Genomic DNA, 18,607 nt, shown 5'->3' with positions numbered 1-18,607 from the left:
TTTACTGAAACGTAGGGTTACCTGAAACTTTTTGACAAAATTATACTCACTTGTTTACTTAATTTTTTAAAGACAAATGAAAAATTCATGCTAATAAAAAAGATGCTTGCTAATATATTTTTATGATTGTTTTAATTAACCGTATTGAAGTTCAACTAATCTATTATTTCGTATGAAACTTAAATAGTTAGATAGCCAATACGGTTATAACCATCTAAATTAGATTCTGATAGCTGATTTTTGCCGAACAATTTCAAATAAACAAACACCAGTTGCAACCGATACATTTAGTGATGACACAATACCTGCCATTGGAATGCTCACCAATTCATCACAGTGTTCTTTGGTTAAACGACGCATACCTTCACCTTCAGCACCCATTACCAATGCAAGTGCGGTCTGTGTTGATGTTTTATAAAAATCGGTTTGATAAAGCGTCTTATCTGCTTCGCCTGCGGTACCCACAATCCAAACTTGATACTCGTCTTGCAGCATTCGCATAGTACGTGCCAAATTGGTTACCCTAACCACAGGCACGCTTTCAGCTGCACCACAAGCAACTTTTTGTGCCGTTGAATTGAGCGGTGCGGAGCGATCCTTTGGTACAATAATAAAATCGACACCAGCAGCATCAGCAGTTCTTATACATGCACCTAAATTATGCGGATCAGTTACACCATCTAAAATTAAAATAACTGGATTTGGCTGTTGTTCCATGAGCAAAGGTATATCATTTTCTTGATAACCTCGATTCGGCGTAACCATGGCTAAAATACCTTGATGTACACCATTTTTAGATTTTTCATCTAACCATTGGCGATTAGCAACTTTAACTGGCAAACCAAGTTGCTCTAATTGACGCACAACGGCAAGAAGGCGTTTATCTTCACGCCCTTTAATAATAAATACTTCAATAATTCTTTCTGGCGAACGTGCTAATAATGCTTCAATGGCGTGCAGGCCATAAACTGTTTCACTCATTTATTTGTTACTCTTTTATTTTATTAACTATTTAGTTTTATTCGTTGATTTAGATTTACTACGTTTTTTACTTTTGGCTTTCACTTCAACTTTAGCACTTGCTTTCATGCTTGATTTAGCGTTCGATTTTGCCTTTTTTGGGGTACTTGATTTAGTACTTGGTTTAGTATTTTGCTTAGTATTTGGCTTCGCGCTACTTTTTTTACTGGTTGATTTTTTGCCTTTTCGTTTTATTGGTAAATCGACAATTTGATCGTTTTTGACTTGTTTGGACTTATCTTTTGCCGTTTTACCCTGACGTTTTGGCTTATTATTACTGCCAACCAATGAAAAATCAATTTTACGTTCTTCTGGATTAACATTATCGACTTTCACTTGCACTTTATCGCCTAAACGATAAGTAAAACGTGTATTTTCACCAACTAGGCGATTGTGCGAGGCATCAAAAAAATAGTAATCATTTTCAAGCGATGACACATGCACTAAACCATCGATAAATAGATCGTCCAACCTCACAAAGAAACCAAAATTAACCACGCTTGAAATAGAGCCGTTAAATACTTCACCTACATGATCTTGCATGTAATCACACTTAAGCCAATCCACGACATCACGTACGGCCTCATCAGCTCGCCGTTCGGTCATTGAACAGTGTTCACCAAAGTAAAGCATTTCATTTGTATCATAACGATACCCCCCTGTTTTACTGGTTTTATGTTTTTCATCAGCTAAAATCCATTTGATAGCACGATGCAAAAGCAAATCAGGATAACGGCGAATTGGCGAAGTAAAATGTGCATACTCCTCAAGTGCCAAACCAAAATGTCCTCGATTTTCTGGATCATAAATAGCTTGTTTCATAGAGCGTAAAATCACGGTTTGCAACATATCATGATCAGGGCGTGTTTCAACCACTTTCATTAATTCGGCAATATCTTTAGGTTTAGGACTTGCACCACCACCAAGTGATAAACCAAGTTCACTTAATACACTGCGCAAGTTACTCATTCGATCTTCATCGGGTCTGTCATGTACGCGGAATAATGATGGCACTTGGGCACCAATCACTAATTTTGCCGCTGAAACATTGGCTAAAATCATACACTCTTCAATAATTTTATGTGCCACATTTCGCTGTGCCAGTTCAATACTTTCAATACGTTTATCGGCATTAAAAACAAATTTCGGCTCTTCTGATTCAAATCCTATCGCACCACGAATAACCCGTGCTTTATCAAGCACGTTATAAAGTCCATAAAGATTTTCAAGATGAGGGACTAATTCATGATAATGTTCACGAAGTTCTTCATCACCATCTAAAATCTTAGCCACTTTAGTATACGTTAACCGAGCATGCGAGTTCATTACCGCTTCATAAAACTCAAACCCCGTTAAACGCCCTCTATTAGAGACGGTCATTTCGCAAACTAAACATAAGCGATCAACTTGCGGATTTAACGAACAAAGCCCATTAGATAATGCTTCTGGAAGCATTGGTACAACTCGTGAAGGAAAGTAAACCGATGTACCTCGTAAACAAGCTTCTTTATCTAACGCCTTACCTGGTCTAACATAATAACTCACATCTGCAATAGCCACCCATAACCGATAGCCACCACCACGATTTTTTTGGCAATAAACCGCATCATCAAAATCACGTGCATCTTCACCATCAATTGTTACCAAAGGTAATTGTCGCAAATCTCTTCGCCCTTTTTTAGCGCTTTCTGGAACTTGTTCGGTGAATTTGCTTACCTCTTTTTCAACAGCCTTTGGCAATTCATAAGGGATTTCGTGATTCCGCAGAGCAATATCAATCGCCAAATTAGTCCCCATTATTTCACCGAGCACTTCTTTTATAATGCCAACAGCTTTTTGACGGCGTTCAGGGCGTTGTTGTAACTCAACCACCACAACCGTTCCCATACGAACCGTGCGGCTAGGTTTACCCGCAATTAAAATATCAAAGTTTAAACGGCTATCATCAGGGACAACAAAACCAACACCTTGCTCAATAAAATACCGCCCAACAATTTGATTATTGCGTGGCTCTAAAATTCGCACAACACGAGCTTCCATTTTTCCGCGATATTTAGTTCCCATTGGCTGAGCTAAGATTACATCGCCTTGTAAAACTTTTTTCATTTGCTCCGGTGATAAAAAATAGTCTTCAGGACTTCCTTCAACGCGTAAAAAACCGAATCCATCACGATGCGCAATCACACTGCCTTTAACCATATCAAATTTTTCAGGCAAGGCATAACATTTACGGCGTGTAAAAACTACTTGTCCATCACGCTCCATTGCGCGCAAACGACGATGCAATGCCACTTTTTGCTCTTCATTTTTAATATCAACAGCTTGAGCAATTTTTTCTAAACTGGCAGGCTTTGCTTCTTGTTTAAGGTAATCTAAAATAAGCTCTCGACTGGCAATTGGGGAATCATACTTCTCGGCTTCGCGGTCAAAAAAAGGATCTTTTATCATAAGGAATATCCTGTGACTAATATTAACTGTAGCATAACACAGAGTCGTATAACTTAAAATGAAGATTCAATTTATAACCAAGAATCAAAATCTATAAAATAAATTATAAAAACATAAAAAAATATCTAAATCTGCATCAAAATAACGTATTGAGCCTTAATGGCACTGCTAAAGAATCATAATTCAGTAGATAATTATTTTACAATACTACATAAATCATATTGTGTTGATTTATATTTTGTATTAATGATATTTTTAAATCAATATTATGAAAATAGTTATAGAGGTGTTTGGTTTAGGGCGTTTTGTCTTTGCCAAATAAAACGTCCTAAACCTCACTACGTTAGAATAAGCCATAACTCTCAGTTATTTACACCATAAGCCCCCTTTCGTCTCAAGATCTAAAGATTAAGTACCAAACGCTAAAAGCTAAGGTATGGTGCAAACACCATAGGCGGGTCCATCGCCGAGTATAACACCGCCATCGTACGTGCTGACATGGAGCTTGCTACTAGCTGAGCCGTCACTCGTCATGCTGTTCTCGGAGAAACCTGAATCAGCGTAGATGCCCACCGAACCCCACTCCGTAAAAAATCCAGCGCCTATGTGACGCCTGTAACCATTCCAATCAGACGACGGCATGGCGCTATTTATGCCATTTATACATGGGAAAAAACCCATATCCCCTCTTACACCACACTTCGCATTGGTTAAATCCCTTACCCTCGGCATGCGGTAACCCAAACTATCACACCATGCTGAATAGTCACTATAATCTCTCCATGTATGCCCCCGACTGACGAACCACTGCCTCAACACAAACCCATATTTTACTACCTCATTATTAGTTTTAATGTCTCTACCCACTAACTCAAACGTCTGCGGTAACTTTGGCTTAGCAATTGGGTTAGGATGAGGATTGTACCATTGATTTCTTGCCTCTGGACCTGTTAGCTTAACGCGAGCTACAACTTGTCCCAAGTCCTCATAAGGAATCCAGTAATCATTAGGTACAACATTTGTCACTGTTGCAGTAATTCCCTCATGCGTGACTGGTTCCCATGTCAATTCTTCTGGTTCTATTCCTGTTATGAGTAAATCAAAATATAAATTATGCGCACCTGTAGTCGGAAAATTTAGGCTGTATGATTCAGGATTGGTAGATTGAACTAAAAAGCCCTTATTAGGATTCCATATGTCAGCTGGGCCTGCATATCGGTCATCATAAATATTAGATAAATACGGCCTTACATAATTGATAACTGCCGACGGTTGTAGCATTATTGCATCACTGCGATTACTCGCTCGAGCTTTTTTACCATTCGCCTGTACATCCCATGACGATGACAATAATAACAGTGCTAATACCAGCAAAGCTGTTTTAGGTGATTTGAGCAATAATTTCGATAATAATTTGAGAGATAATTTGGAAAGTATAAATGAGCTTAGTGTAAAAACTCGTCGAATAAGATTATTTGATAAATTTAAGACATAGGTTTGCCAGTGCTGGTGTCTGGTGTCTGGTGTCTAAAATGATAATGCATTATGGTTCGCCTGTCAAGTAATGATTTGTTTTATTTAAATTTTTATAATTATTCGCTTATTTAATAAGCTTGTTTTCCTATAGCGATAAAAGTATAACCATTTAAAAAATAGTTGGCTAGTTTTTTAGCGGATTTTTTGTAAAGAAATGTAAAGATAAAACAATTCGACTTTATAGATAGGTTAATTTTATAATTAAAATATGCTGTTAGCTTTATAGCTTTTGAATTTTGTCGGAATAACTGATATTGGTGATAACGTTTAAAACGCAAACACGCCAAACAGCCCAATTTGCTGGGCTAGCTTTACTTCGTTATCAGCATATCCTGACACGGCAATAAATAGCAATATCCCTGTTTTTTAGTCCTTACGGTCAAGATAAGGGCCAAGTCAGTTAGTTGTTTGCTAATATTATCAAATCTAAATATAACTTTTAACACCGCTAGTCGGGAAGTTGCGACTGTAAGATGAAAAATAAAGTAGATCGAACAATAAAACCCTTCTATCATTTCACTTGTCAGTAAGTTCAGTAGCATATCAATTCTGCTTTGCTTAGCTGACAGTAAAAATTAATTTGGATTGATGTAATAAATAACCGTTCAGCAATGAAGTTTTTGCTGTTAGGAACACCATACGAATACTTAAAACATTGCTGCAACCAACTGCTTGGTTAATTTTATTTATAATGCTAGCAATTAAACTTTATAACTTCAGTTAAGCCATTTTATATATCCATTACCATCAACACCTCATTTGCTATTTTTGGAGCAAATATGTTAGCTCAACCGAACTATATTTTTTTATCTCCCTATGAGCTTGTCCTATAACACGCAAACTACAAACTTACCCGTTTCACCGGCTAAAAATAGCGCCTTACTCTGAGCCTTTTCTTTAACTGATTGTCACACTATTAATACCATAAGATTCTGCAATCAAATAAGTGTTAAATGTTAAGGAGCAATGCAAACACCATAATTATTTTTATCTAGCTCGAACTTGTAAACTCCACCATTGTGCGAGGACACAACAAACTGATTGTTTTCCGTAGTGTCGTCACTTGTCCAATAGTAGCCATCGGAAAAACCCACACCAATATAGTTTTCCACAAAACCCCAGTCCGTGAATAATCCAGCACCTATTCGACGCTGATAGTGATTAGCTACTGATGATGGAGTGGCGCCGACCGCACCTCGACAATAGCTGCTTGAATTTACACCTGAACAGACTGCATTAGTCAAATCCTTTACCTGTACTAAACGATAGCCTAAACTATCACACCAAGATGCTTGGTTAGAAGCCGTATCTTTTTTATTACCTCGGTTTACAAACCACTTCTTCAACTCAAATCCATATCTGACTATTACATTACCATTACTATCTTTACCTTCTAATTTAAATACTTCGGGTAAATTTGGCTTGTTAATTTGACCTGGTTTAGCTTTCCCTTTTTGTGCAGCACTTGCCTTAGGACCCGTTAAGGTAACTCGTGTTACAGTTTGTGTGCGATTGTTGCTAGGAAACCAAGTATCTTTTGCACTTATCCTTCTCACTGTAGCTGTTATCCCCTCATGCGTAACAGATGTCCATGTTAATTGCGCTCCTCCTCCACCTATGTCTAAATCAAAATACAAACCATCAGAACCCGTAGTCGGAAAATTCCGATCGTAAAATAAAGGATCGATTGATTGAACTAAAAATCCCTTAGTTGGATTCCATATGGCATCGGGGCCTGCAAAGTTGAGTTCAGAGACAGTTGCACCCTCAAGTAGATTCGGCCTTACAAAGCAGATAACGGGTGGTACATTAGGATTAATATAATACGTTACCCTACCACCAGTAAAAGTAGTACTAGCTGGCACACCATAATGAGTAGTTAAATGACCACCAGCACTACTTAATTCCACTCTATAAGGTGCATTACAAATATCTAAAGCATCACCACGTTGAACCACTTGACCATTCTTATCTGTAAAATTAACCCTTATATCCCCCGTTGCCGTTAGCTGACCATCTCCATCATCATCCCCCCAATAATGACCATTTGTTACTATGTCATTTATACTCACTGAGTTGCTTGATGTAGGAACTACCATATCAATATTAGCAAGAGTATCTTTTGTGCGTGGTAATACGATTGGTATTGTCGCTGAGTCATTATTTTGCGGTGTTATTTTAGTACCGTCCGACAAAGTAATGCTTAACAAACTATCTATTGTAGTAGTTTTAGTTACACCATCAAACGTTAAATATGGTGCACTGCCTTCAATAGCGTTGGCCGTTGTAGCTGTTAATGCCTGCGATTCTAATGAATATGATAATAGTAATAACGACATCAACAAAACTTTTGAAGGTACAAATAAAATTAAAGAAACAGCTTGCACAAAGTGATTCTTAAAAAACCTTGAAATATAAATCCACCAACAGTGGCAACTATAACAATACTGCATTATTTTCAACCTATTTTTTATTTTTATGTGCTCTTGCATTTACCCGCAAAAGTGCATAACTTAACATTTTGTATGTATCAGACCTTCTTAAAAAAGCGACTATCTTTAGTTATTTGCCTTTAATTACCCCCACAAACCCGCACTCATCCAAAGATTAAGAATTAAATACTAACTAAGGATAAACACAAGCAATTAAATTTAGTCTGGTGGTGGTGTCACTGTTTTGTACAGAACCATGCCATGTGTACACAGTGAAAACTTGATTTTCAACATGGAGTTCGTCACTTGTCCAATATTCTCCTTCTTCGAAAGCACCACGATAATTGTGTAAGTTACCCCACTCCGTGAGTAATCCTGCTCCTATTTGACGTTGGTAACGATTATTACTTGATGATGGTATAGCACCGACAGCTCCTTGACAATAAGTACCTGAGCCTATACCTGAGCAGACTGAATTTGTTAGGTCTCTTACATGTGGCATACGATAACCAATACGATGACACAAAGATTCCTGTTTAGAATATACATCCTCCATTAGCGAAGACGCGAACCATTTCTGCAACTCAAATCCATATTTAACTACTACGTTATCACTACTATCTCTACCCTCTAACACAAATGTATGAGGTAAATTAGGTTTAGTTATTTGACTAGAAGGATATCTACCTTTTGCTTGTGGGCCAGTTAGAGTAACCCGTACACTAGTACTAGTTACATTACTCATCGTAGCAGTTATACCCTCATGAGTAACTGAAGGCCAAGTAAGTGCTTGGTCACTTCCACTTATCTCCAAATCAAAATACAATCCATCAGCACCTGTAGTCGGAAAATTTCGCTTATACTGTGACGATAAGAATGATTGCGTCAAGAAGCCCTTATCCGAATCCCATATTTCAACAGGTCCTGCGAAGATTCCTTCACCTGATCTTTGTGCCATATTCGGTCTTGCAAAACAAATGACTACCGTTGATTTCGGCGTGATATAATACTCTACTTCACCACCTGTAAAAGTGCTAGTATTGGGCACACCGTAACGAGTTGTTAAACTACCGTCTGTAGTAGCAATAGATAATTTATATGGAGCTTTGCAAATATTTAAAGTATCACTACGGCTTACCCCTTGACCATATTTATCCGTGATTTTCAGCGAAATATTTCCTGTAGCCGTTACTTCATTCGACCTCTGTCCATCTCCATCATCATCGCCCCAATTTCCTAGTGCCACTAACTCACTAAAATTCACTGAATTAAATGATGCCGGTACCATCAAGTTAATATCAATAAAACTTTGACCTACCACTGGCAACTCAATCGGATTTGTCAATGATGAAGAGTTGCTTTGAGGTGTGAATATTCGACCGTCCGATAACTTAATACCTAATAAGTCCTCTGTTTTAGTCACTTTAGTGACACCATCATCAAAGGTTAAATACGGTGCAGAGCCTCGAATAGCGTTGATCGTCGTAGCTGTTAATGCCTGCGATTCTAATGAATATGATAATAGTAATAACGACATCAACAAAACTTTTGATGGTACAAATAAAATTAAAGAAAAAGCTTGCACAAAGTTATTCTTAAAAAAATTTAAAATATAAATCCACCAACAGTGGCAACTATAACAATACTGCATTATTTTCAACCTGTTTTTATTTCTATATGTTTTTGCTATTTATTCAAAAAAAACTTAACTATTTAATATTATCAGCCTTATCTTGTGGTCATACTATCCTCACTTAGTTGTCCTATAAAACTCCTACAATAGCTAAAAACTAAAAGCTAGGGAGTAACACATATTCCATAGAAATCAGGTGCAGGATCGTACTCTTCCACATAACCGTCGAACGGGCTAACGGCAAACTTAGAGTTTTCGTTTTCACCATCACTACTCGTCCAGTATTCGATGAAACTGAATTCAGCATTGTTATAATATTGCATGCTGCCCCACTCAGAGAAAAAACCCGCCCCTATTTGTCGCGAATAGTGGTTTCCACTTGATGATGGAAGTGCTCCCTGGCAACTACTATCTAAATAAGCACAGTCTGCATTAGAAAGGTCTTTCACTTGCGGCATACGATATCCTAAACCGCTACACCATAGGGCTTGGCTCAAAGGACTATCAGGTGAATATTCTCCGCGGTTCACAAACCATGTCTGTAACTTAAAGCCATATTTAACTACTACGTTATCATTACTATCTCTACCCTCTAACACAAATGTCTGAGGTAAATTAGGTTTAGCTATTTGACTAGGATTAGAATTTTCCAATTGGTTTTTTGCTTCTGGGCCAGTTAGAGTAACCCGTACACTAGTACTAGTTACATTACTCATCGTAGCAGTTATACCCTCATGAGTAACTGAGGGCCAAGTAAGCGATTGGTCACTTCCACTTATCTCCAAATCAAAATATAAGTTATTGGCCGCTGTGGTCGGAAAATTTAAACCGTAAGATTCGGGTATAATTGATTGAGTAAGAAAACCTTTTTTAGCTTTCCACATGGAATCAGAACTTTCACCAGAGTCATAGCTCAAATTAGGCTTTGCGAATTCTACTTTTACGCAAACATTGTTACTTGATGAGTTAGGATTAAGGTAATATATTTCACTACCTGCTTCAAATGTACTACTACTAGGTAAGCCATAACGAGTACTTATACTACCTCCTGTAGTACTTAATTCCACTTTATAAGGCGCATTACATTTCGTCAATACATCATTACGGCTTACCATTTGACCATACTTATCCGTGATTTTCAGCGAAATATTTCCTGTAGCCGTTACTTCATTCGACCTCTGTCCATCTCCATCATCATCGCCCCAATTTCCTAGTGCCACTAACTCACTAAAATTCACTGAATTAAATGATGCCGGTACCATCAAGTTAATATCAATAAAACTTTGACCTACCACTGGCAACTCAATCGGACTTGTCAATGATGAAGAGTTGCTTTGAGGTGTGAATATTCGACCGTCCGATAACTTAATACCTAATAAGTCCTCTGTTTTAGTCACTTTAGTGACACCATCATCAAAGGTTAAATACGGTGCAGAGCCTCGAATAGCGTTGACCGTCGTAGCTGTTAATGCCTGTGATTCTAATGAATACGATAAAAACAGCACCAATACCAATTGTATTTTTGGAAATAAATTTGTAGATAATTTCGATGATAATTCGAAAGATAATTTTGAAGGTATAAATGAGGTTCGTGTAAAAACTCGTCGAATAGAATTAATTGATAAATTTAAGACATAGGTTTGCCAGTGCTTGTGCCTTGTGCCTTGTGCCTTAAATGATAATGCATCACGCTCCCCATGTCAAGTAATATTTTGTTTTATTTGAATTTTTATAATCCATTGCTCATTTAATGAGCTTTTATTTGAAGATCGATGAAATTATAACTGTTTTAAAAATAATTGGCTAGTTTTTTGGCGGATTTTTTGTAAATAAATGTAAAAATGAAAATAATTCACCTTATAGGTAAGTAAATTTTAAATTAAAATATGCTGTTAGCTTTATAGCTTTTGAATTTTGTCGGAATAACTGATATTGGTGGTAACGTTTAATTTAAGAATTTTGAACGTAACATCTTACAACTCACATGAGATACAAAATATGAACTACGGTACCCAACGCCTACGCTCACTCTTAACCATCGGTATGATTTACTCAAATCATTATGATATTCGCCTTTTTTAAACCTATTTGCTTTGCTCAGAAATGCCAAATTGTTCCTGACAAATTGGCATCCCTAACAAAGCACAAACACACCAAACAGTCCTATTTGGCGTGCTGCCCTCAGTCTATCAGCAAAGCACTCCGACACAGTTAAAAGATAGGTAGATTAACCTTGCCGTGTTGTGTGTTTTCTCTAAAATAGCTCAGGTGGACTATTGATTTTATTCAAGTTTTTTATTTTACTTAATTTAAGTAATTATTAGCTAATTTCTGTTTTTATTACAATGTTTTTGCTGTGTTTTTTGTGCCTTGCACACAACTAATCACTTTCGTTAGTTAACACCGTATGGGATATAAATTTACTTTTATACTAAATAGATATTTTATTGGAGCGGGAAACGAGGTTCGAACTCGCGACCCCGACCTTGGCAAGGTCGTGCTCTACCAACTGAGCTATTCCCGCTTATTGAGGTGCTTCGTAAGAAGTGGTGAGCATTATACAAAAATTTTTGTATCTCGCAACCTCTTTTTATTATTATTTTTTGTCTTTCAAACTATCTTTCCAACTAAGTGATTCAAAAACACCAAATAAAAATAGCCGTAACACTTTAAATTTGTCTTGTTGTTTTTCTTGTTTGGTCATGGTTGAGTTTAACATCCAAGCTTGTAAGCCATGAGTAACAGTAAAGGCGATTAAGCCAATATTGGCAACAACATTTGCCGGTTTTGGATATGGGTAGATTAAGTTAAATAATAAAAATAACCACATTAATGAATATAAGGTTTTACCAATAAAAATGAACATTAATTATCTTCTCGTATAAATAGATAGCTGTGAACTTGCCCTGCAATTTTTTCACGATGTAGGCGCCAGTTAGTTGGGATATAAGTTGTTAGATCATGCTGTATTTCTATTTCAATATAAATATAAGCTGACGGCTTTAGCCAATTATTATTTTCAAGCTCGCTAACCGTTTTTTCGACTAATGATTGATGAAATGGCGGATCGATAAATACAATATCAAACTGTTTTACAGCTGGCCTGTTTAGCCATTGTAAAGTATCAGTATGATAAATGTCGATTGAGTTGCTAGCAATAATCTGTTTATTTTTGCTAAGTAGCTGTGCTACTTGTTTATCTTTTTCAAGTAAAGTAACACTTTGGGCACCTCTTGATGCTGCTTCAAAACCTAATGAGCCACTACCCGAAAAGCAGTCCAAACAATCACTATCATGGATAACTGGCATTAACCAGTTATATAGGGTTTCTTTGATTCGATCGGTAGTTGGGCGTAATCCTTGTTTGTCTAGTACCGACAATTTACGCCCACGCCATTTTCCGCCAATAATTCTTATTGAACCATTCATGCTAAATCCTTTATTAGAATAGTTCTGAAGTATTACCTTCTGAATCTGTTACTTTCGTGCCCACCTCTTGGGTCGCATAAGTCGTTGGTTCGGTACCTTTTATAAAGTACTCTGACATTGTTTTAGATCCAGATTGAGGTAATAGACCTGTTTTTTGATCAATAGTAACAGAAATAACATTTGCAGGTTTTACATCTTCTATTACTGGTACATCTTTTAGGGCAACTTTCATATAATCAACCCATATTGGATTTGCGGTTACTGCCCCTGCTTCAGCCCGGACTGTTCGCCCCAAGTCACGGCGATGATCATCAAATCCCATCCAAACAGTAGTTACAATATTGCCACCAAATCCAGAAAACCAAACGTCTTTAGATGAGTTAGTTGTCCCAGTTTTACCTCCGACATCTTTTCTACCCAATGCTTTTACACGCCATGCAGTACCTTGCCAATCTGAACCACCAAATACGATGGATCGAAGACCATCTTTCATAATAAATGCAATACCACTATTTACCGTATGCGGTGCGTATTTTGGTGTTACATCAGTGACTTTATTTTCAGTATCAATATCAGGTAAAATTATATTATCATCTGCTTTTAGATTTTCTTGCTCTGGCTCTTCATTACCTAATTCGGTTGATTCATTTTCAACATTATCAAGTGATACTGGTGTGGCCCCTACAATGACGTCATCGTCAGTACAATTGTGACAAGCAATTAAAGGTTGATGCTGATAAATTAGACCTTTACCATCATTTTCCTCAATTTTTTCAATTAAATATGGTGATATTAAATAACCGCCATTAGTGATCACCGAATAAGCTCTTGCCACTTGCAATGGCGTAAATGATGCCGAACCTAAAGCTAACGATTCATTATAAGAAATATTTTCTTTAGGAAATCCAAAACGCTCTAAATAAGTCGCAGCATAATCTATACCAACTGCACGCAATGCTCTTACCATCATTACATTTTTAGACATTCCTAGGCCAATTCTTAAACGTAAAGGTCCTGCATAGGTAGGTGGTGAGTTTTTAGGACGCCATGTAGCACTACCCGCAGAACGAACAATTGGTGCATCATTAAGAAGCGTAGCCATTGTTAAACCTTGCTCTAATGTTGAGGTATAAATAAATGGTTTAATATTCGATCCTAATTGCCTTAGTGCTTGTGTTGCTCGATTAAATTTACTCAAATTAAAATCATAACCACCAACAATCGCTTTGATTGCACCATTGTCTGAATCAAGTGATACTAGCGCAGCGTTAACAGCAGGAATTTGTGATAATTCCCAATTATCATCAGTTTTTTTCACCCATATTAGCTGCCCCGCTTTGATAGTATCAGAAACTTTTTTAGGGTAAGCACCTTGTCTTGTATCGCTAATAAATGGACGCGCCCATTTCATGTTTTGATATGCAATAGTAATATTACTTTTATCAGATAATACCGCTGTTGCTTCTTTATCTGAAGATGTCATGACCACCGCTGGGCATATTCCGCCATAGCACATGTATTTATTAAGAGTTTGCTGGATTTGTTCAGAATTCCATGGTGCTTCGTCTGGTTGCCATAATATTTTTTCAGCACCACGATAACCATGTCTGGTATCATACTCAATAATATGCTTTTGCACTGTTTCTGTTGCAGCTATTTGATCGGTTTTTGAGATAGTTGTATAGACTTTATAGCCATCTGTGTAGGCATTTTCGCCAAATTTGTCGTACATAAATTGACGTGCCATTTCGGCAACATAAGGCGCCGAAAACTCAATTTGTGGTGAGTGGTAACTAGCGCCTAACGGTTTTTTAATCGCTTCGTCATATTCTGCTTGAGTAATATAGGATTGATCTAGCATTCGTCCTAGTACCCAATTGCGTCTAGTTAATGCTCGTTCTGGATGTGAAATTGGGTTGTAAGCTGATGGTGCATTTGGTAAACCAGCTAATAAAGCCGCTTCATCAACAGTTAACTGATCAGGTGTTTTACCAAAAAAAGTATAAGATGCAGCTGCAACACCATATGCCCTCGATCCGAAGTTAATCATGTTAAGGTATAGTGCCATGATTTCTTCTTTTGATAACTCTTTTTCCATACGGATAGCCAAAATCATTTCTTTGACTTTACGCGCTATACTTTTTTCAGGTGTTAAGAAAAAGTTCTTAGCGACTTGTTGCGTAATTGTACTGCCACCTTGAGAAAATCCTTTTTGCTTTAAGCCAATATACATCGCTCGAGCAATACCAACTGGATCGATGCCAAAATGTTCATAAAAACGAGCATCTTCAGTTGCAATGACCGCATTAATAACTATTGGAGGAATTTCATCATATTTCAGAGGGGTTCTACGTCGTTCACCAAAAATGGCAATTAATTCACCATCTTTGCTTAATACTTGCATTGGTGTTTGAAGTCGAACATCTTTTAATGTAGTGACGTCAGGAAGATCCTTTGAATAATGAGCATAACCTGCAATACCAATAATTAAGCCACAAAGAAATAAACCAATGAATAATTTTAGAATAATTTTTAACACTCTAATTAATATCACAAATCTTTCCTATTCTAAATTTTAAGGCAAAAATAATGGCACGAGAGTTCTCTCTGCGCCAAATTTAGTAACACTATCTTCAGTTCAGGATCTTCACATAGACATTAAAATAAAATGTCTATGTTTGATCGCTCGTTTATTAAAACACACAAAAATTATGCGCATTATCTCCCATATTTGTCTTTATTTTAAGTAATTTTTTGCAAAAGAATGAAATAATCCTAATTTAACTAAAGTAAAGAATAAATTATGTGGAGCATAAAACTTAGCATATCAAAGATACAATTATTGATTTCAACTCTTTTTTACTCAGTGTTAATCGCACTTTGTTTAGTTATGTTTGCTAACACATACTTAAATTGTTATACCTTTGTTATTATTCTATTATTAATAATAGAATGGTGGCACAGTCTGTGTTACTTCAAAACTATTAAAGACGAATTTGCGCTATTTCACTATATCAATCAAATATACTGGCACAAACAACGTTGGTACTTAATGCATAGACCGTTGATATTTCGTTATATCATTATTTTAAACTTAAAATCACGACATAATGGCAAACGCTGTACGCTATTATTAATGGTTGATAATCTTCAACCTAATGATTGGCGTACATTACGTTTTTACTTAAAGCAAATCGAATTAAATTGACACAAACACCTACTTTCCTGAAACTTTTTGCCATAAAAATCGTTACACTAATGGGATTTTTTGATCCAATACTGATAAGGTTGAGATTCTATTTGCAATGACAGTAATTGATGATCCATATGGCGACAAAAGCTAGGTACATCACGAGTAGTTGCAAAATCATCAGCGATCACATAAAGGACTTGCCCTATAGCTAGTTCTCGGATCGCTTTTCTGATCAACATAATAGGTTCAGGACAACGCAATCCAAGCGTATTGAGTTCTTTGTCAATAGTTATATTCATATTTAATAATTATAAAAACAGTTTACTTAGATAATGTGGTACAGCATCTTGAGCGTTCGAGCCAATAACCTCTAACTCAGGCAATAATGATTTTAATTCCGAGCTTCCGTTTTGCATTATACAACCTTTACCTGCGGCTTTTAACATTTCGTAGTCATTCATGCCATCACCAAAAGCGATACTATCTTTTAAACTGTAACCTAATTTTTCTACCACTTTTTTTAGTGCACTACCCTTAGATACATTTTCGGCCATCACTTCAAGGCAATTTAGGGTTGAAAAAGCAATACTAAGTTTGGCACCAAATTTGGCATCAAGTCGATTCTTTAATTGGACTAAATGCGGGTAAAGTGCATTATCCGTAGTCGTAAAATAAATTTTAGCAACATCGCTAGTGTCAAAATTAAGTGGATTAAATAATTGATAAGTAAAATCTGTGTCTCGAAAGTATTCTAATGAATATGTATCTTCCTTATTAATTAACCAATGATCACCACGATATACATGAGTATAAATTAAAGGATCATCCATACTCATTTTAGCTATTTCACTAGCAAGCGATGGTTCAATACTTTGGCTAAAAACTAGATTACCTTCGCTATCATGCACCCTAGCACCATTTGCTGTTATCATAAAGGCGTCAATTTCCATGTTTTCACGCATTTGAGCGACATCAATGTGGTGTCTGCCAGTTGCAAAAACAAAGTGAATGCCTTTTTTACGTAACGCTTGAAGGACTTGCTTGGTATAAGGTGATAAGCTATGTTCAGGAGTTAATAAAGTACCGTCTAAATCAGAAGCAACAACATGCATAATATTCTCTACTTTTATAATTAATGGTAATATACTTTAAAACAATATTTACTTATCAAAGCAACTGCTAAAACAAGTTAAAGTATGATACAACTCCGTTAACATTTACTCAACCAATTGCGGTGTAATAAAAATAACCAACTCCCGTTTTTGCTGTTTTTTTCTATTATATTTAAATATATTTCCAATAATGGGCACATCGCCCGCACCAGGTACTTTTTGTTGCCCATTGGTGTTAAGCTGTTGAAAAATACCACCTAAAACTACTGTTTCGCCATTTTTTATTTGAACTTGTGTTTTGATCTCTTGTGTATCAATAGCTATTGCCTCACCACCATCACTACGTTTTATTGAGCGACCAGCCGTATTTTGCGTAATGTATAAGTCTAAAATCATCCTATCATCTGTTAGTACTTTCGGTGTGACCTCTAGCCCTAACACCGCAGGCTTAAATTCAATAGATGTTGCACCATTACTACCACTAGAAACCTCGTAAGGAATTTCAGTACCTTGTTTTATCGACGCCATATTTTGATTGGCTGTTAACAAATTTGGGCTGGCTATAATTTCAAGTTGATTTTCAGATTCGAGCGCTGATAACTCTAAATTAAGTAAATGACCAGATATTTTAGCCAAATTAAAACCTACAGTTGTGGTGGGATAACTAGCCCCAAGCCCCACATCGAACTTATCTAATAATTGTGATGATTTTCCTGAATATCCCCATTTTATACCTAGCTCTGACATACTCTCCTCATTCATGGTAACAATGTGCGCTGAAATATGAACTTGAGGCATAGGTTTATCCAGTGTTTTAACTAATTTTTGGATATTAGCAAATTGTTTAGCTAAATCAGTAATGATAAGTGAATTTGTCCGCTTATCGAGCGTAATCTTGCCCCGTTCTGATAATAATCCTTGTTGTTGAATTGTTTCAATTAAGGTGGCTGGGTCTGCATGATTAACAGCTATAGGCAAAGAATTAAGTGGTTGGTTTAATTCTTTTTCTCTTTGTTCAGATTGCTGTTTTTTCAATAAAACTTCTGGTTCTATCGCTTTAGATACGAACAAAATATTATCGTCAATTTCGGCTTGTAAATTTGCCGAATCTAATATGATCTTTAGCGCTTTGTGCCAATCAACGTTGTTGAGTTTAATGGTTTGCTTAATTGGTATATCTTCGGTCATGACTAAATTCATCTGCTGACTATCGGCTAAAGCTTGTAAGATAATTGCAATGTCGGTTTGGTAAAATGTCATTGAAATATTTTGTTGCGAATCGATATTTACCGTTTGCTTCATATTTGCATGAGTTACACTTATGCCCACTGTTACAAATATAAAAATTATTACAGCTAACAAACTTATTTTTGCTTTAGTCAATCTGCAAATACATTGTTCTAACCGTTGATACGTTTGATTTTTACTATTATTATTCATTTAGCGACATTGTCCATGATACAGTACTATGGCAATAATCAGGTAAATCAGCTTGCCACGTTATTTTATCGTTTAATAAAGATTGCAAACGCCAAGGAAACAAAACGTTAGGCACCACATCTTCAGTTATTGCTAACCATTGATTTTCAGATGTTAACCAAATTTGCTGATAATTCTGATCAATTTGATTCATGCTTCCCCTAAAATGCCAAACTTGAATTTGTTCAAGCAGTAACGCCGTTTGCTCACTACAAGAAACCGAGTAATTTTGTTGAAAAGGATCTCGTTCTAAAGGCATATCAGCCTTTAATTCAAAACAGATAGCAATTAATAAACTAATAAATTGATAGATATAACGTTTCAC

At 36.4% G+C, this 18,607-nt stretch carries 14 protein-coding genes and 1 tRNA gene; 1 reads left to right on the top strand and 14 read right to left on the bottom strand.

The annotated features are described in order from the left end of the window. Window positions 1-219: 219 nt before the first annotated feature. The 10 genes from rlmB to A9G44_RS10660 form a co-directional block, all read right to left on the bottom strand. Window positions 220-981: a 23S rRNA (guanosine(2251)-2'-O)-methyltransferase RlmB gene (gene rlmB / locus A9G44_RS10710; protein WP_065610949.1), complete on the bottom strand. Its 762-nt coding sequence runs from the start codon at window positions 979-981 to the stop codon at window positions 220-222. A gap of 27 nt (window positions 982-1,008) precedes the next feature. After that, the gene (gene rnr, locus A9G44_RS10705) at window positions 1,009-3,468 is read right to left on the bottom strand and encodes a ribonuclease R (RefSeq protein ID WP_065610947.1); all 2,460 of its coding nucleotides are present in this window, start codon (window positions 3,466-3,468) and stop codon (window positions 1,009-1,011) included. Window positions 3,469-3,897: 429 nt separating this feature from the next. Beyond that, entirely contained in the window at window positions 3,898-4,818 is a 921-nt protein-coding gene (locus tag A9G44_RS10700) for a hypothetical protein (RefSeq protein ID WP_143426392.1), read from the bottom strand. Between the two features lie 1,142 nt (window positions 4,819-5,960). Further along, window positions 5,961-7,343, bottom strand: coding sequence for a hypothetical protein (locus A9G44_RS10695; RefSeq protein ID WP_143426391.1), 1,383 nt, complete (start codon window positions 7,341-7,343; stop codon window positions 5,961-5,963). 286 nt (window positions 7,344-7,629) lie between these two features. After that, window positions 7,630-8,973: a hypothetical protein gene (locus A9G44_RS10690; RefSeq protein WP_143426390.1), complete on the bottom strand. Its 1,344-nt coding sequence runs from the start codon at window positions 8,971-8,973 to the stop codon at window positions 7,630-7,632. A 260-nt stretch (window positions 8,974-9,233) separates the two neighbouring features. Beyond that, window positions 9,234-10,577, bottom strand: a complete 1,344-nt coding sequence (locus tag A9G44_RS10685; protein WP_143426389.1) for a hypothetical protein — start codon at window positions 10,575-10,577, stop codon at window positions 9,234-9,236. 940 nt (window positions 10,578-11,517) lie between these two features. Next, window positions 11,518-11,593, bottom strand: a tRNA-Gly gene (locus A9G44_RS10675). 72 nt (window positions 11,594-11,665) lie between these two features. Further along, a complete protein-coding gene (locus A9G44_RS10670; protein ID WP_065589576.1) occupies window positions 11,666-11,935 on the bottom strand; it encodes a DUF1145 domain-containing protein in 270 nt (89 codons plus the stop codon). Further along, window positions 11,935-12,498 carry a 16S rRNA (guanine(966)-N(2))-methyltransferase RsmD gene (rsmD, locus tag A9G44_RS10665; RefSeq protein ID WP_065610935.1) on the bottom strand — a complete coding sequence of 188 codons (564 nt, stop codon included), beginning with the start codon at window positions 12,496-12,498 and terminating at the stop codon, window positions 11,935-11,937. Before rsmD ends, A9G44_RS10670 begins: the two co-directional genes overlap by 1 nt. A 13-nt stretch (window positions 12,499-12,511) precedes the next feature. Further along, on the bottom strand, window positions 12,512-15,043 hold the full coding sequence (locus tag A9G44_RS10660) for a penicillin-binding protein 1A (RefSeq protein ID WP_442902936.1): 2,532 nt from the start codon (window positions 15,041-15,043) through the stop codon (window positions 12,512-12,514). A 258-nt stretch (window positions 15,044-15,301) separates the two neighbouring features. On the opposite strand from A9G44_RS10660, the gene A9G44_RS14130 reads away from it, so the two are divergent. Further along, window positions 15,302-15,706, top strand: coding sequence for a protein YgfX (locus A9G44_RS14130; RefSeq protein ID WP_065610933.1), 405 nt, complete (start codon window positions 15,302-15,304; stop codon window positions 15,704-15,706). Between the two features lie 47 nt (window positions 15,707-15,753). On the opposite strand, the gene tusA is transcribed toward A9G44_RS14130, so the two are convergent. The 4 genes from tusA to A9G44_RS10635 form a co-directional block, all read right to left on the bottom strand. Then, complete coding sequence (tusA, locus tag A9G44_RS10650; RefSeq protein ID WP_065610931.1) at window positions 15,754-15,990, bottom strand: sulfurtransferase TusA; 237 nt, start codon at window positions 15,988-15,990, stop codon at window positions 15,754-15,756. Between the two features lie 9 nt (window positions 15,991-15,999). Then, window positions 16,000-16,806, bottom strand: coding sequence for a Cof-type HAD-IIB family hydrolase (locus A9G44_RS10645; RefSeq protein ID WP_141671787.1), 807 nt, complete (start codon window positions 16,804-16,806; stop codon window positions 16,000-16,002). A 102-nt stretch (window positions 16,807-16,908) separates the two neighbouring features. Then, window positions 16,909-18,243: a secretin N-terminal domain-containing protein gene (locus A9G44_RS10640; RefSeq protein WP_218837588.1), complete on the bottom strand. Its 1,335-nt coding sequence runs from the start codon at window positions 18,241-18,243 to the stop codon at window positions 16,909-16,911. Further along, window positions 18,236-18,607, bottom strand: coding sequence for a hypothetical protein (locus A9G44_RS10635; protein WP_065610929.1), 372 nt, complete (start codon window positions 18,605-18,607; stop codon window positions 18,236-18,238). The genes A9G44_RS10640 and A9G44_RS10635 overlap by 8 nt, the downstream gene beginning before the upstream one ends.

This window comes from Gilliamella sp. Occ4-3 (assembly GCF_001690675.1).
Lineage (GTDB): Bacteria > Pseudomonadota > Gammaproteobacteria > Enterobacterales > Orbaceae > Gilliamella > Gilliamella bombi.
This window is presented reverse-complemented; position numbering and strand designations above follow the sequence as displayed.